Below are 14138 nucleotides of genomic sequence, written 5' to 3' on the forward strand. Positions count from 1 at the left end.
AACGCGGACCGACACGGACCGACGCGGACCGGAAGAACGCCCCGCAGCACCGGAGCACCGCAGGAACCGGCCGGGCGCCGCCCCTGACCGCGCCCGGCCTACAACGTCCGCAGCAGCACCGCCGGCTGTTCGACGCAGTCGGCCACGTAGCGCAGGAAGCCTCCCGCCGTACCGCCGTCGCAGACCCGGTGGTCGAAGGTCAGGGACAGCTGGACGACCCGTCGCACGGCCAGTTCGCCCTCGTGCACCCACGGCTTGGGGATGATCCGGCCGACGCCGAGCATCGCCGCCTCCGGGTGGTTGATGATCGGCGTCGATCCGTCGACGCCGAACACCCCGTAGTTGTTGAGCGTGAACGTGCCGCCCGTCAGCTCGGCGGGCTTCAGCGTCCCCGTCCTCGCCGCCTCCGTCAGCCGGGCGATCTCCGCGCCGATCGACTCCGCGTTGCGCGTCCGCGCGTCCCGGACGACCGGGACGACCAGTCCGCGCTCGGTCTGCGCCGCGAACCCGAGGTGGACCTCCGGCAGCCGCACGATCTCGCGCGCCTCCAGGTCCACCGTGGAGTTGAGCTCGGGATACCGGGCCAGGGCCGCCGTGCAGATACGGGCGAGCAGAGCCAGGACCGACACCTTGGGACCGCCGGCGCCGTTCATCGCCGCCCTGGCCGCCATCAGCTCGGTGGCGTCGGCGTCGACCCAGCACGTGGCATCGGGGATCTCACGCCGGCTGCGTGCCAGCTTGTCGGCGACAGCGCCGCGTACTCCGCGCAACGGAACCCGCTCGCCGGCGGAACGCGCCGCGGCCCCGAGCGTCACCGCGGGCCCCGCCCCCGGCGTCACCGCGGGAGCTGCGCCGGTAGCGCCGACGGAAGCGGCCGACTCCACCGACCTGATGGCGGACTCGACGTCGGCGCGCAGGATCAGCCCGTCGGGCCCGGACCCCGCGAGCTTCCGCAGATCCAGGTCGTGCTGGCGCGCGAGCTTGCGCACCAGCGGGGAGACGACGGGTACCGGCCCCCGTACGTCGTCGACGGCCCGGGCGGAGTCCGTGGCCGCCGCCGGCGGCACGACAGGGGCTGTGGGGGACGCGAGGGGAGCCGAAAGGCCCTCCGGCCGGACCCGCCGACGCCGCACCGGCGGCGCACCCGTCCCGTACCCCACCAGCACGTTCCCCGACCCGGACGGCTCCGGGTCGGCGACCGCCGCACGCGCACCCGCGCCGGAGCCCGGACCTGAACCCGCACCGTTCAGCGCCTGAGGACCCGACGGTTCCACGGTCCCCACGGCAACGGTCAGCAGCGGTGCGCCGACGGGGAGTTCCTTCCCTTCCTCGCCGAACCGCGCGGTGACCACGCCCCCGTACGGGCAGGGCACCTCGACCATCGCCTTGGCCGTCTCGACCTCGACGACCGGCTGGTCGATGGCGACGACATCGCCGACCTCCACCAGCCAGCGCACGATCTCCGCCTCGGTCAGGCCCTCGCCGAGATCCGGAAGCTTGAATTCGAGTACCTGCGGCATCAGCTGTCCGCCTCCCACTGCAGTCGCGCGACGGCGTCGAGCACCCGGTCCACGCCGGGCAGATGGTGGCGTTCCTGCATGGGCGGCGGGTACGGGATGTCGAAACCGGCGACGCGCAGCACCGGTGCCTCCAGGTGGTGGAAGCAGCGCTCGGTGATCCGGGCGGCGATCTCGCCGCCCGGGCCGCCGAAACCGGTGGACTCGTGGACGACGACCGCGCGACCGGTGCGCCGCACCGACGCGACGACGGTCTCGTCGTCGAACGGCACCAGCGAGCGCAGGTCGACGACCTCGAGGTCCCAGCCCTCCTCGACAGCGGCCTGAGCCGCCTCCATGCAGACCGGCAGCGACGGTCCGTACGTGATCAGCGTCGCGCTGCGCCCGGGGCGGCGCACGACCGCCCGCCCGATGGGTTCGACGGCGGCCGGTGCCTGCGGCGACCAGTCGGCCTTCGACCAGTAGAGCCGCTTGGGCTCCAGGAAGACCACCGGGTCGTCGGACGCGATCGAGGCCCTCAGCAGCCCGTAGGCGTCCTCGACGGTGGCGGGGGTGACGACATGGAGACCCGGGGTCGCCATGTAGTACGCCTCCGAGGAGTCGCTGTGGTGCTCGACTCCGCCGATGCCGCCGCCGTAGGGGACCCGGACCGTGATCGGCAGCGGCATGGCGCCCCCGGTCCGGTTCCGCATCTTGGCGACATGGCTGATGAGCTGCTCGAACGCCGGATACGCGAAGGCGTCGAACTGCATCTCGACCACGGGCCGGAGCCCGTACATCGCCATGCCGACGGCCGCGCCGAGAATGCCGGCCTCGGCCAGCGGGGTGTCCGTGCACCGCTCGTCGCCGAACTCCTTCGCCAGGCCGTCGGTGATCCTGAAGACCCCGCCGAGCGTGCCGACGTCCTCACCGAGGACGTGTACGGAGGGATCCTCGGCCATCGAGTCGCGCAGCGCGCGACCGAGTGCCTGCGCCATGGTCGCGGGCTTGGCCTTCGCCGTCCGCTCCCCGGCCGTGGCCGCTGCGGTGGTCATCGCCCTGTACTCCCGTCGTCCGTGCCGTGCTCGTCGTGCTCCGCTTCCAGCTCCACCCGCAGGCGGGCCGCCTGCTCGCGCAGCTGGGTCGTCTGCTCGGCGTACACGTGGGCGAAGAGGTCCATCGGGTCGAGCACCGGGTCCGCGTTCATCCGGTCCCTCAGTTGCGCCGCCATCCGCTCCGCGGCCACACGCGCCTCCTCGATGCCGTCGTCGCCGAGCAGCCCGCGCCCGGTCAGCTCGCGCTCCAGGAGCTGGACCGGATCGTGGGCCCGCCAGGCCTCGACCTCGCTGTTGCCTCGGTAGCGCGTGGCGTCGTCCGCGTTCGTGTGCGCGTCCATGCGGTAGGTGACGGCCTCCACGAGCGTCGGGCCGTCGCCGTTCCTGGCACGCGCCACGGCCTCGGAGAGCACCTGGTGCATGGCGGCCGCGTCGTTGCCGTCGACCAGCCGGCCGGGCATTCCGTACCCGACGGCCTTGTGGGCCAGGGACGGTGCCGCGGTCTGCTTGGCCAGGGGCACGGAAATGGCGAAGCCGTTGTTCTGCACGAGGAAGACGACCGGGGCCCGCCAGACGGCCGCGAAGTTCAGCGCCTCGTGGAAATCGCCCTCGCTGGTGCCGCCGTCACCGACCATGGCGAGCGCCACCACGTCGTCCCCCTTGAGCCGCGCCGCGTGCGCCAGGCCCACGGCGTGCGGCAGCTGGGTGGCGAGCGGGGTGGACAGGGGTGCGATGCGGTGCTCGCGCGGGTCGTACCCGGTGTGCCGGTCGCCGCGCAGCAGGGTCAGGGCCTCGACCGGGTCCAGTCCCCGGGCCACGGCCGCGAGCGTGTCGCGGTAGCTGGGGAAGAGCCAGTCCCGCTCCTCCAGCACCAGGGCGGCCGCAACCTCGCAGGCCTCCTGCCCGGTGCTCGACGGGTAGACGGCGAGCCGGCCCTGCTTGGTGAGGGCGGTGGCCTGTGCGTTGTACCGCCGGCCGCGCACGAGCTCCGCGTAGAGCCGCAGCAGCAGCTCGGGGTCTGCCTCGGCCGCGGCGTCCGTACCGAGCACGCGGTACGGCTCGGGGTCCGGGAGCAGGGGCGCGGGATCGGTGAGCGGCTTCCAGGCCGGGGGCGGCGTGGGCCGGTAGGCGGCCGCGCCGGGCAGCTCTTGGACCGTCATGACAAGCACCTCCTGGCGTCGAGGGGTATCGAGCGACATCTGGCGGCATCGGGGGTGCCCGATGCCGAGGGGTGTTGATATGTGTCGAATCAACCAAAGTTGCGCGAGGCGCGCATGTGGTGCCATGTGGTGTGCCTCACCTACCGATTGTTCGGTCGCGAGCGCATTTTGGCTACAGGCACCGTCAGCCTGTGGACAAACGGTTCTCCACAGCCTGGGATGGGGGCAGGTCGTCCAGGACGGGGAGGCACGGGAACATGGCAGCTGAACAAATGGCCGACGGGGGCGAGGAGCCGGGCAGGATTCCCCCGGCACGCCCGCTCGACTCCATCGACGGCGCCATCCTCCGACTGCTCCAGACGGACGGCCGGGCCTCGATACGGTCGGTCGCCGACCGCGTGCACGTCTCGCGGGCCAACGCTTACGCCCGGATCAACCGGCTCATCGACGACGGCGTGATCCGCGGCTTCGGCGCACGGGTGAACCATGAGCGGGCGGGGCAAGGGGCCTCCGCGTACATCACGCTCAAGATCGTCCAGAATTCCTGGCGCACCGTGCGGGAGCAGCTCCAGGCGCTGCCGGGCGCCACACACATCGCGCTGGTCAGCGGCGATTTCGATGTCCTGCTACTGGTGCACACCCCGGACAACCGGTCACTGCGCGAGCTTGTCCTGACGAGGATCCAGGCCATTCCGGAGGTGCTTTCCACCCGCACCCTGCTGGTGTTCGAGGAGACGGACCTGACCCCGGGCTCCGACGGCCCCACGGAGCTCACCTGATCAGGAACACCCGGCCCGCGGGCTCAGCGACCCGGGCTCGGCGGCTCCGGCTCAACAACCTCGGGCCCAACGGCTCGGGCTCAGCGACCCGGGCTCAGCGGGTGGACTTCATGCCTTCGAAGGCCAGCTGCACGACGGTGTCGGCGAGCCGCTCCCCCTCCGCGCCGCCGTCCGACAGCGGCCGGAACCACTCCACCAGCGAGTTGACCATCCCGAACAGCAGCCGCGTCGCGAGCCGTATGTCCACGTCGGAACGGAGGTCGCCGTCCGCGACCGCCGCCTTGAGCAGATCGGCCACACGCTGGTCGAACTCGCGCCGCCGCTCCAGGGCCCAGCGCTCGGTCTTCGTGTTGCCCCGCACCCGCAGCAGCAGCGTGACGTAGGGCAGTTCGGCTATCAGCACCTCGACGGTCCGGCGCGTGACGTACTCGACGCGCTCGATCGCGCGGCCCCGGGTCGCACCCGGCTCGTCGAGGATGCCGAAGAGCCCGTCCAGGGCCCGGCTGACCGCACGCCGCAGCAGTTCTTCCTTGCCGGCGACATGGTGGTAGATGGACGACTTCGAGATGCCCGCCGCCTTCGACAGGTGCTCCATCGAGGTGCCGTCGTAACCGCGCTCGTTGAAGACACGGACGGCGACGGTGAGCAGAGTCTCCGGGGTGTACGTGTCCCGCTTGGCCGTGGTCATGCCCGCGATCCTCCCCTACGAGTCGGGCCGACCGGCAAATGGGGGCGGTGTTGTCCACAGGTTTCGCGGGCCCCCTTGTCCCGACCGATCGTTCGGTTACTCTAACTCTGTCCGCCCGTCCCTGCCCAGCTCGATGAGGAGTTGGTCCGTCATGGCCGCCGAGCTCTCCCCGCACCTGCTGTCCGAGAGGCACCGCCCCACGCTCGACCGGGCCCTCGACGCGATCCGCACACGCGCCTACTGGTCACCGCACCCCGAGCACCCGAAGGCCTACGGCGAGGGCGGCGCACCCGGCAGCCTGGGCGCCGCCGAGGGCAAGGCCGCCTTCGACGCCGTCCTGCACACCCGTCTGGGCCTGGACCAGCCGGGCACCGACGGCTGGACGGGCGGCGAGATCTCTCCGTACGGCCCGGAGCTGGCCGTCGAGTATCCGCACGCCGACCTCGACGTGCTGCTCCCGGCGATACGGGCCGGCATGCCCGCCTGGCGTGAGGCCGGCCCGGAGACCAGGGCCCTGGTCTGCCTGGAGATCCTGGCGCGGATCAGCGCCCGCACCCACGAGTTCGGCCACGCGGTGATGCACACCAGCGGGCAGGCCTTCATGATGGCCTTCCAGGCCGGCGGCCCGCACGCCCAGGACCGCGGTCTGGAGGCGGTGGCCTACGCGTACGAGGAACAGCTGCGCGCACCCCGGACCGCCGACTGGTCGAAGCCGCAGGGCAAGCGCGATCCGATCGACCTGCACAAGACGTTCACCGCGGCCGGACGCGGCATCTCGCTGCTGATCGGCTGCAACACCTTCCCCACGTGGAACGGCTACCCGGGCCTCTTCGCCTCCCTGGCCACCGGCAATCCGGTCCTGGTCAAGCCGCACCCCCGGGCGGTCCTCCCGCTGGCCCTGACCGTGCAGCTGGCGCGCGAGGTCCTCACGGAAGCGGGCTTCGACCCCAACCTGGTCGCCCTGGCCGTCGAGCGTCCGGGCGAGGGCATCGCCAAGACCCTGGCGGTCCGTCCGGAGATCAGGATCATCGACTACACCGGCTCCACGGAGTTCGGTGACTGGCTGGAGGCCAACGCCCGCCAGGCCCAGGTGTACACGGAGAAGGCCGGCGTCAACACGATCGTCGTCGACACCACGGACGACTACCGCGGCATGCTGGCCAACCTGGCGTTCTCGCTCTCCCTGTACAGCGGCCAGATGTGCACGACCCCGCAGAACCTCCTGATCCCCCGGGACGGCATCACGACGGATGTCGGCGACAAGTCCTACGACGACGTGGTCACGGACATCGCCGCCGCCGTCACCGGGCTCCTCGGTGAGGACGCCCGGGCGAACGGCCTGCTCGGCGCCCTGGTCAACCCGGACGTCAAGGCCCGCCTGGAGGCGGCCGCACAGCTGGGCGAGGTGGCCCTTCCTTCACGTGAGGTGGTCAACCCGGACTTCCCCGAGGCCGTCGTCCGTACGCCGCTGATCGTCAAGCTCGACGGCAGCAAGCCGGACGAGGACGCGCCGTACCTGTCGGAGTGCTTCGGCCCGGTCTCGTTCGCGGTCGCCGTCGATTCGACGGCGGAGGCGGTGGAACTGCTGCGCCGCACGATCCGCGACAAGGGCGCGATGACGGTCGGCGCGTACACCACCTCACCGGAGGTGGAGCGTGCGGTCGAGGACGTCTGCCTGGACGAGTCGGCCCAGCTCTCCCTGAACCTGACCGGCGGGGTGTACGTCAACCAGACGGCGGCGTTCTCCGATTTCCACGGCTCGGGCGGCAACCCGGCAGCGAACGCGGCCCTGTGCGACGGCGCCTTCGTCTCGAACCGCTTCCGCACCCTGGAGGTCCGCCGCCAACGCTGACCCTCACCACAGCCGTTGCCCCTCCGGGCCCCCAGCCCGCCCGGCGTCAGGCTTCCCCGCCCGGCGTCAGGCTTCAGCCCCGCCCGGCGTCTGCCTTCCAGCACCCGCCCGGCGTCTGCCTTCCAGCACCCGCCCGGCGTCAGGCTTCCCCGCCCGACGTCTGCGTTCCAGCCCGCCCGGCGTCAGGCCTTCAGCCCCGCCCGGCGCCAGGCTTCCCCGCCCGGCGTCGGCCTTCCAGCCCCTCCGGCGTTTGAGGAGCGGGGTCCGGGGCGGAGCCCCGGTTACGGGAAGGGGCGGGGAGGGGCAACGGCCCGCCGCAGGCGCAGGCCCCACCCCGCCCCTTCCCGACGGCCGGACGACCGGACGACCGGACGACCGGACGACCAAACGACCGGCCCGGACGGCCGGCCAGGCCGGACAGCCCGGACGGCCGGACAGCCCCTACGCCCCACCCCCCGGAATATCCGCATACCGCTGCACCCACGCATGCATCGCAATCGCCGCCGCGGCCCCCGCGTTGATCGACCGCGTCGACCCGAACTGCGCGATCGAGCACACCATCGAGGCGTGCTTGCGGGCCTCCTCGGTCAGCCCGGGCCCCTCCTGGCCGAAGAGCAGCACACACCGCCGCGGCAGTTCGGTCCGCTCCAGCGGCACCGCGCCCGGAAGATTGTCGATCCCGATGATCGGCAGCCCTTCGGACGCCGCCCAGGCGGTCAGGTCCGCGGTGTCCGGGTGGTGACGGACATGCTGGTACCGGTCGGTGACCATCGCTCCGCGACGGTTCCAGCGCCGCCGCCCCACGATGTGCACCTCCTTGGCGAGGAAGGCGTTCGCGGTGCGCACGACGGAACCGATGTTGAAGTCGTGGCCCCAGTTCTCCACCGCCACGTGAAAGTCGTGCCGCCGCAGGTCGAGATCGGCGACGATCGCCTCCCGGGTCCAGTAGCGGTACGCGTCGCCCACATTGCGCCGGTCGCCGTGGGCGAGCAGTTCGGGGTCGTACCGCTCGCCCACCGGCCAGGGCAGGGGATGCGGCCCGACGCCGATCTCCGTCCCGAACCCCTCGTCGTACTGCGCCGGATCCTCCGTCGCCGGCACCACGGAGGGGTCGCCCGACCCATCCGCGCCGTCGGTGCTGCCTGTACTGCCTGTCTCGCTGCTCACCCGACGAGCGTATGGCCCCCGCCGTCACGGCGCTGCGGTGCCTCCCGCTCCTCAGCACCGGCACCGGCACCGGCACCGCCCCCCACGCCCACACCGCTCTCCGCCTGCGCCTCCGCCTGCGCACCGTCGCGCGGCCCCGGCACCTTCCCGCGCCGCCGCAGGAGCAGATCCCGCCCGTAGGCCGCCTGCCCTCCGAGCCACACCAGGAAGACGGTCGGCAGGAAGACGGCATCCGCGGCGATCATGGCCATCGAGAAGAACGGGAGCCCCAGCAGCAAGGCGATACCCGCGTGCTCGCCGATCATCAGGACGAGCAGCACGTTCTTGACGCGCCGGTTGAACAGAGTGAAGGGAAAGGCGACCTGCACGACGACGGTGGCGTACGTCAGCACCATCACCATCACGCCGCTCGCCGCGAGCAGGTCCGAGAGCCCGGGCCACGGGGTGAAGTAGTCGAGGTTGAGCGGGTAGTAGAGCGCCGTGCCGTCCTGCCAGCGCGACCCCTGGATCTTGTACCAGCCCGCGGTCGAGTAGATCAGGCAGACCTCGGCCATGATCACGACGAGTGTGGCGTTGTGCGCGAGGTTGGCGATGACGTCGAGCAGCGTGCGCGGATCGCTGTCCGGCGCGTACCGGTTCACGGCCCACCAGGCACCCTGGCCGATCCACAGGATCCAGAAGAGGACCGGCAGCCAGATGGTCCCGCCCAGGCTGTCCGTCACTGTGGCGCCGCACAGGACCGCCCCGAAGGCCACCCACAGCAGCGGACCCACCGCACCCGCACCGCCCGGCGCGGAGTCCGCGCCGGCCGAACGCCGCGCACGGCGGGCGTCCAGGGACCAGACCTGACCGCATCGCGTCAGTACCAGGTAGATCGCCATCAGGTGGATGACGTTGTCGCCGCCGTCGCCCATGAAGATGCTGCGGTTCTGCAGGGAGAGCACGCCGACCATGAAGAGGACGGACATGGCCCGGGTGTGCCAGCCCACCATCAGCAGCGCGGCGGCTGCCAGCGCCAGCGCGTACACGATCTCGAACCAGACGCCACTGTCCGACCACATCAGCGTGGTGAAGGCCTGATTGCCGGAAATGAGCTGCTGGGCCATGTCCCAGCGCCACGGAGCGTCGGGGCCGTACATCTCGTGACGGTGCGGAATCTCGCGCAGCAGGAACAGGAAGTACGTGGCGGAGATGCCGATCCGGATGACGGCGCTCTGGTACGGCCCCAGGGAAGCGGCCGTGATGCGCTGGATCCCGCGGGCGAGCGTGTGGTCGGAGCCGGGTGTGCTCACTGGTCCGCCTCCTTGGAGGTGGCCGGGCCCTCGGGGAGATCGGCCGCGGTGACGGTCCACCAGGGCAGGACCCGGTAGGACGGCTTGGTGCTGATCTTCTCGCTGCTCCACACAGGGGCCGCCACGGAACGCGTCTCGGACCGGACCTGGATTCTCAGGACGTCGCCGCCGTAGTCGTGCTCACTGAGGCGCAGCATCACGATGCGCCGAATGTACTGCTCGGAGAGCCTGCCGCGCAGTCCGTTGGCCCGGTTCTGGCTGTCGTGCGAGCCGAGGTAGAAGTCCCAGCCCCGGCGGAGTTCGTTCTGCTGGACATGGCTGGGCAGCGGATTGCCGCGTATCGCCTTGCCGTCCTCGCCCGACAGGCTCATCCAGGGGGTGGTGCGGCGCTTGTCGGGGCCGGATATCTCGGCACGCACGTGCACGGCGATGTTCTGCTGCAGGGGATTGGGGGCGAAGAGCTTCCAGTTCTGCTCGAACTCGGGATAGATCCACTGGTCGACCGCCTCGCCGTGCTGCTTGGTCAGCGTGTTGGAGGGTGCGACGTGCAGGAACACCATGGCCAGCTGGACGCAGGCGATGAGCCCGATCACGGACAGCGCCACGGCGGCCGCGACCTGGTACGGAAACGAGAGCCCGGCCATACCGACGCGCGGTTCGGGAACGGTCTGCGCATCGAGGCCGGTCAAGGGCGTGTGCCCCTCGCCGGCACCTTCGCCGACGCCCTCGCCGAGGCCTCCGTCGACGCTCTCACCGACGCCCCCGTCGACGCCCTTGTCGTCGTACGAATCCATCCCGCCCCGATCCCCGTCGATCCCGGTCAGTTATCCACAGGGTTGACACCCTACGGGCCGCAGACTCACCATTAAAGACATTGAACCGAACGATCGGTCGGTAGGGAGTCCGGGATGGCGGCAGTGACTGCGGGCCAGACAGCACAGGCGGCAGCAGGCAGTACCGATGGGGCGGACGGGGCCCTGGAGGCGGCCTTCGACGCCGCGGTCGCGGCCGACGAGCGCATCGAGCCACGGGACTGGATGCCCGACGCCTACCGCGCCTCGCTGGTCAGGCAAATGGCCCAGCACGCCCACTCCGAGATCATCGGCATGCAGCCGGAGGCCAACTGGATCACCCGCGCCCCCTCGCTGCGCCGCAAGGCCATCCTGATGGCCAAGGTGCAGGACGAGGCGGGACACGGGCTGTATCTCTACAGCGCGGCAGAGACCCTCGGCACGGGCCGAGAGGAACTGCTCGACAAGCTGCACGCGGGCCGCCAGCGGTATTCCTCGATCTTCAACTACCCGACCCTGACCTGGGCGGACGTCGGCGCCATCGGCTGGCTGGTGGACGGTGCGGCGATCACCAACCAGGTCCCTCTCTGCCGCTGCTCCTACGGCCCCTACGCCCGGGCCATGGTCCGCATCTGCAAGGAGGAGTCCTTCCACCAGCGCCAGGGCTACGAACTCCTGCTCGCGCTGAGCCACGGGACCCCGGCGCAGCACGAGATGGCGCAGGACGCCGTGAACCGCTGGTGGTGGCCGTCCCTCATGATGTTCGGCCCGCCGGACGACGCCTCGTCGCATTCCGCGCAGTCGATGACCTGGAAGATCAAGCGGCATTCCAACGACGAGCTGCGGCAGCGCTTCGTGGACATCTGCGTCCCGCAGGCCGCGGTCCTGGGCCTCTCGCTCCCCGATCCGGACCTCCGGTGGAACGAGGAGCGCGGTCAGCATGATTTCGGGGCGATCGACTGGACGGAGTTCCAGGAGGTCCTGAAGGGCAACGGGCCGTGCAACGAGCAGCGCCTCACCCAGCGCCGCCGAGCCCACGAGGAAGGCGCATGGGTCCGGGACGCAGCCGCCGCATACGCACAGAAGCACACGGATTCACCGCAGGCAGAAGCACTGGACCCGGCTGTACCGGCCACGGCCGTACCGCCCGCGACCGTAGCGAAGACGGCCGTACCGAACGCGGAGGCGACAGCATGAGCAGCTCGACCGACTGGCCACTGTGGGAGGTGTTCGTGCGCTCGCGGCGCGGGCTCTCGCACACCCACGCCGGCAGCCTGCACGCCCCGGATGCCGAGATGGCCCTGCGCAACGCACGCGATCTCTACACGCGCCGTTCCGAGGGCGTCTCCCTCTGGGTGGTGCCCTCCAGCCAGATCACGGCATCATCGCCGGACGAGAAGGACACGTTCTTCGAACCGGCGGGCGACAAGCCCTACCGGCACCCGACCTTCTACGCCATCCCGGACGGGGTGAAGCACCTGTGAGCGCGGCCCTCGCTCTCGGCGACGACGCGCTGGTGCTCTCGCACCGGCTGGGTGAGTGGGCGGGCCACGCCCCCGTCCTCGAGGAGGAGGTGGCCCTCGCCAACATCGCCCTGGACCTGCTGGGCCAGGCCCGGATCCTGCTCTCCCTGGCGGGTGACGAGGACGAGCTGGCGTACCTGCGCGAGGAGCGCGCCTTCCGCAACGTCCAGCTGGTCGAGCAGCCCAACGGCGACTTCGCGCACACCATCGCCCGGCAGCTGTACTTCTCGGTCCACCAGCACGGTCTGTACGAACAGCTGGCGGCCGGGGACGGCGAGTTCGCCGGTCTGGCGGCCAAGGCCGTCAAGGAGGTCGCCTACCACCGGGACCACGCCGAGCAGTGGACCCTGCGCCTCGGGGACGGCACGGCCGAGAGCCACGCACGCATGCAGCACGGGGTGGACGCCCTGTGGCGCTACACCGGCGAGCTGTTCCAGCCGGTCGAAGGAGTCGACGTGGACTGGCAGGCACTGCACAGCCGCTGGCTGGACTCCGTCACGACCGTGCTGGAACGGGCCACGCTGACCGTGCCGACCGGGCCGCAGACCGGCGCCTGGACGGCAGGTGCCGGCCGGCAGGGCATCCACACCGAACCCTTCGGCCGGATGATCGCCGAGATGCAGCACCTGCACCGCAGCCACCCGGGGGCGACATGGTGACGTGGACACCTCTGGAGGAGGAGCTGCGCAGCCTCGCGGGCGCCGTCCCCGATCCGGAACTGCCCGTACTGACACTGGAGGAGCTCGGCGTGCTCCGGGGCGTCGAGGTGCTCGCCCCCGGCCGCGTCACGGTGCGGCTCACTCCGACGTACACCGGCTGCCCCGCGATAGAGACCATGTCCACGGACATCGAGCGCGTGCTGTACGACCACGGCATGACCGAGGTCTCCGTGGTCACCGTCCTCTCCCCGGCCTGGTCCACGGACGACATCAGCACGGAGGGCCGGCGCAAGCTCGCCGAGTTCGGCATCGCGCCACCGCGCCCGCACGACGCCACGACCGCCTCCGCCGGGCCCGTACCCGTCGCCCTGTCGGTCCGCTGTCCGCACTGCGGATCGACCGACACAGAACTTCTGAGCCGTTTCTCGTCGACCGCCTGCAAGGCACTGCGCCGCTGCGTTTCGTGCCGTGAACCGTTCGACCACTTCAAGGAGTTGTAGATGTTCCATCCGCTCCGGGTCAGCGCGATCGAGCGGCTCACGGACGATTCGGTGGCTGTCACCTTCGCCGTTCCGCCGACGCTTCGCGAGACCTTCCGCCACAAGCCCGGCCAGCATCTCAACGTCCGCTACACGGCCGGCGGCGAGGAGATCCGCCGCTCGTACTCGATCTGCGCACCGGCCACCGAACAGCCGGCCGACCCCGCGCTGCGCGTGGGCATCCGGCTCGTCGACGGCGGCGCGTTCTCCACGTACGCGCTCAAGGAACTGGCGGTCGGCGACGAGGTCGAGGCGATGCCTCCGATGGGCCGCTTCGTGCTCGCCCCGCGTGCCGGGCAGTTCGCGGCGATCGTCGGAGGCAGCGGCATCACCCCGGTGCTGTCCATCGCGGCGACCCTGCTGGCCCGCGAGGCCGACGCCTCGTTCTGCCTGATCCGGAGCGACCGGACCGCCGCGTCGACCATGTTCCTGGACGAGGTCGCCGACCTCAAGGACCGCTACCCGGACCGTTTCCAACTGGTCACCGCGCTCTCCCGGGAGGAACAGCAAGCGGGCCTGCCCTCCGGCCGGCTCGATCGCGAACGACTCACGGCACTGCTCCCGGCCCTGCTCCCGGTGGCCGGGATCGAGGGCTGGTACCTCTGCGGTCCGCTCGGCCTGGTCCGGGCAGCCGAAGGCGCGCTGGACGGTCTGGGAGTCGACCGGACCCGCATCCACCAGGAGATCTTCCACGTCGAGGACAGCCCGGGCTCCTCCGAGCGGCCGCGGGTCGAGGCTTCCGCCCACAGCACGCTCACCGCGACGCTGGACGGCCGCTCGGGCACCTGGCCGGTACAGGAAGGCGATTCCCTCCTGGAGACGGTGCTGCGCAGCCGCGCCGACGCACCGTACGCCTGCAAGGGCGGGGTCTGCGGAACCTGCCGGGCCTTCCTGGTCTCGGGAGAGGTGCGGATGGACCGCAACTTCGCCCTGGAGCCCGAGGAGACGGACGCAGGGTACGTACTGGCCTGCCAGTCCCATCCGGTGACGGGGGAGGTGGAGCTCGACTTCGACCGCTGACCCACGACGGGCACCGCACCCCACACCTCGCCCCACCCCGCGTCCGCACCTCGTGCCCGCACCTCGCACCACGTCGGCCTGTTCCCTTCTTGTAGAACCTGTTCTATCTTGACGCTC

14 protein-coding genes are annotated in these 14138 nt (G+C 71.1%); 7 read left to right on the forward strand and 7 right to left on the reverse strand.

Features of this window, described 5'->3' with window-relative positions; all coding sequences use genetic code 11:
• Nucleotides 1-98 precede the first annotated feature (98 nt).
• From ACIQMX_RS19545 to pdhA, 3 genes are read right to left on the reverse strand one after another with little or no spacing between them, the layout of a single operon-like run.
• Nucleotides 99-1520 carry a dihydrolipoamide acetyltransferase family protein gene (locus ACIQMX_RS19545; RefSeq protein ID WP_402479675.1) on the reverse strand — a complete coding sequence of 474 codons (1422 nt, stop codon included), beginning with the start codon at nucleotides 1518-1520 and terminating at the stop codon, nucleotides 99-101.
• Nucleotides 1520-2551 carry an alpha-ketoacid dehydrogenase subunit beta gene (locus ACIQMX_RS19550; RefSeq protein ID WP_363068463.1) on the reverse strand — a complete coding sequence of 344 codons (1032 nt, stop codon included), beginning with the start codon at nucleotides 2549-2551 and terminating at the stop codon, nucleotides 1520-1522. The genes ACIQMX_RS19545 and ACIQMX_RS19550 overlap by 1 nt, the downstream gene beginning before the upstream one ends.
• Nucleotides 2548-3711, reverse strand: a complete 1164-nt coding sequence (gene pdhA / locus ACIQMX_RS19555; protein WP_363068461.1) for a pyruvate dehydrogenase (acetyl-transferring) E1 component subunit alpha — start codon at nucleotides 3709-3711, stop codon at nucleotides 2548-2550. The genes ACIQMX_RS19550 and pdhA overlap by 4 nt, the downstream gene beginning before the upstream one ends.
• Before the next feature lie 272 nt (nucleotides 3712-3983).
• On the opposite strand from pdhA, the gene ACIQMX_RS19560 reads away from it, so the two are divergent.
• Nucleotides 3984-4490 carry an Lrp/AsnC family transcriptional regulator gene (locus tag ACIQMX_RS19560; protein WP_402480144.1) on the forward strand — a complete coding sequence of 169 codons (507 nt, stop codon included), beginning with the start codon at nucleotides 3984-3986 and terminating at the stop codon, nucleotides 4488-4490.
• Nucleotides 4491-4584: 94 nt separating this feature from the next.
• Here ACIQMX_RS19560 and ACIQMX_RS19565 read toward each other — a convergent pair whose 3' ends face one another.
• Complete coding sequence (locus ACIQMX_RS19565) at nucleotides 4585-5178, reverse strand: TetR/AcrR family transcriptional regulator (protein WP_363068457.1); 594 nt, start codon at nucleotides 5176-5178, stop codon at nucleotides 4585-4587.
• Between the two features lie 151 nt (nucleotides 5179-5329).
• Between ACIQMX_RS19565 and paaN the strand changes: the two genes are divergently transcribed.
• Nucleotides 5330-7030 carry a phenylacetic acid degradation protein PaaN gene (paaN, locus tag ACIQMX_RS19570; protein ID WP_402479679.1) on the forward strand — a complete coding sequence of 567 codons (1701 nt, stop codon included), beginning with the start codon at nucleotides 5330-5332 and terminating at the stop codon, nucleotides 7028-7030.
• Between the two features lie 441 nt (nucleotides 7031-7471).
• Here the strand turns inward: paaN and ACIQMX_RS19575 are convergent, their stop codons facing one another.
• The 3 genes from ACIQMX_RS19575 to ACIQMX_RS19585 are packed head-to-tail and all read right to left on the reverse strand — an operon-like array spanning nucleotide 7472 to nucleotide 10283.
• Entirely contained in the window at nucleotides 7472-8197 is a 726-nt protein-coding gene (locus ACIQMX_RS19575; protein ID WP_363068453.1) for a TrmH family RNA methyltransferase, read from the reverse strand.
• Complete coding sequence (locus ACIQMX_RS19580) at nucleotides 8194-9489, reverse strand: HTTM domain-containing protein (RefSeq protein ID WP_402479682.1); 1296 nt, start codon at nucleotides 9487-9489, stop codon at nucleotides 8194-8196. The genes ACIQMX_RS19575 and ACIQMX_RS19580 overlap by 4 nt, the downstream gene beginning before the upstream one ends.
• Nucleotides 9486-10283: a DUF5819 family protein gene (locus ACIQMX_RS19585; protein WP_402479685.1), complete on the reverse strand. Its 798-nt coding sequence runs from the start codon at nucleotides 10281-10283 to the stop codon at nucleotides 9486-9488. Before ACIQMX_RS19585 ends, ACIQMX_RS19580 begins: the two co-directional genes overlap by 4 nt.
• 114 nt (nucleotides 10284-10397) lie before the next feature.
• Between ACIQMX_RS19585 and paaA the strand changes: the two genes are divergently transcribed.
• Genes paaA through ACIQMX_RS19610 form a run of 5 tightly spaced genes read left to right on the forward strand, consistent with a single transcriptional unit; the run spans nucleotide 10398 to nucleotide 14021 of the window.
• Nucleotides 10398-11477, forward strand: coding sequence for a 1,2-phenylacetyl-CoA epoxidase subunit PaaA (gene paaA, locus ACIQMX_RS19590; RefSeq protein WP_363068447.1), 1080 nt, complete (start codon nucleotides 10398-10400; stop codon nucleotides 11475-11477).
• Nucleotides 11474-11764, forward strand: coding sequence for a 1,2-phenylacetyl-CoA epoxidase subunit PaaB (gene paaB, locus ACIQMX_RS19595; RefSeq protein ID WP_219572877.1), 291 nt, complete (start codon nucleotides 11474-11476; stop codon nucleotides 11762-11764). Before paaA ends, paaB begins: the two co-directional genes overlap by 4 nt.
• The gene (gene paaC / locus ACIQMX_RS19600) at nucleotides 11761-12462 is read left to right on the forward strand and encodes a 1,2-phenylacetyl-CoA epoxidase subunit PaaC (protein WP_363068444.1); all 702 of its coding nucleotides are present in this window, start codon (nucleotides 11761-11763) and stop codon (nucleotides 12460-12462) included. Before paaB ends, paaC begins: the two co-directional genes overlap by 4 nt.
• A complete protein-coding gene (gene paaD, locus ACIQMX_RS19605; protein ID WP_402479690.1) occupies nucleotides 12456-12962 on the forward strand; it encodes a 1,2-phenylacetyl-CoA epoxidase subunit PaaD in 507 nt (168 codons plus the stop codon). The genes paaC and paaD overlap by 7 nt, the downstream gene beginning before the upstream one ends.
• Nucleotides 12963-14021, forward strand: a complete 1059-nt coding sequence (locus ACIQMX_RS19610) for a 2Fe-2S iron-sulfur cluster-binding protein (RefSeq protein WP_363068440.1) — start codon at nucleotides 12963-12965, stop codon at nucleotides 14019-14021. It abuts the gene before it with no gap.
• Nucleotides 14022-14138 lie beyond the last annotated feature (117 nt).

The organism is Streptomyces sp. NPDC091416, assembly GCF_044756845.1.
GTDB lineage: Bacteria > Actinomycetota > Actinomycetes > Streptomycetales > Streptomycetaceae > Streptomyces.

Coding starts and splice junctions, on each gene's coding strand:
- ACIQMX_RS19545 (WP_402479675.1), bottom strand. CDS start 1,520: ATGCCGCAGGTACTCGAATTCAAGCTTCCGGATCTCGGCGAGGGCCTG.
- ACIQMX_RS19550 (WP_363068463.1), bottom strand. CDS start 2,551: ATGACCACCGCAGCGGCCACGGCCGGGGAGCGGACGGCGAAGGCCAAG.
- pdhA (WP_363068461.1), bottom strand. CDS start 3,711: ATGACGGTCCAAGAGCTGCCCGGCGCGGCCGCCTACCGGCCCACGCCG.
- ACIQMX_RS19560 (WP_402480144.1), top strand. CDS start 3,984: ATGGCCGACGGGGGCGAGGAGCCGGGCAGGATTCCCCCGGCACGCCCG.
- ACIQMX_RS19565 (WP_363068457.1), bottom strand. CDS start 5,178: ATGACCACGGCCAAGCGGGACACGTACACCCCGGAGACTCTGCTCACC.
- paaN (WP_402479679.1), top strand. CDS start 5,330: ATGGCCGCCGAGCTCTCCCCGCACCTGCTGTCCGAGAGGCACCGCCCC.
- ACIQMX_RS19585 (WP_402479685.1), bottom strand. CDS start 10,283: ATGGATTCGTACGACGACAAGGGCGTCGACGGGGGCGTCGGTGAGAGC.
- paaA (WP_363068447.1), top strand. CDS start 10,398: ATGGCGGCAGTGACTGCGGGCCAGACAGCACAGGCGGCAGCAGGCAGT.
- paaB (WP_219572877.1), top strand. CDS start 11,474: ATGAGCAGCTCGACCGACTGGCCACTGTGGGAGGTGTTCGTGCGCTCG.
- paaD (WP_402479690.1), top strand. CDS start 12,456: ATGGTGACGTGGACACCTCTGGAGGAGGAGCTGCGCAGCCTCGCGGGC.
- ACIQMX_RS19610 (WP_363068440.1), top strand. CDS start 12,963: ATGTTCCATCCGCTCCGGGTCAGCGCGATCGAGCGGCTCACGGACGAT.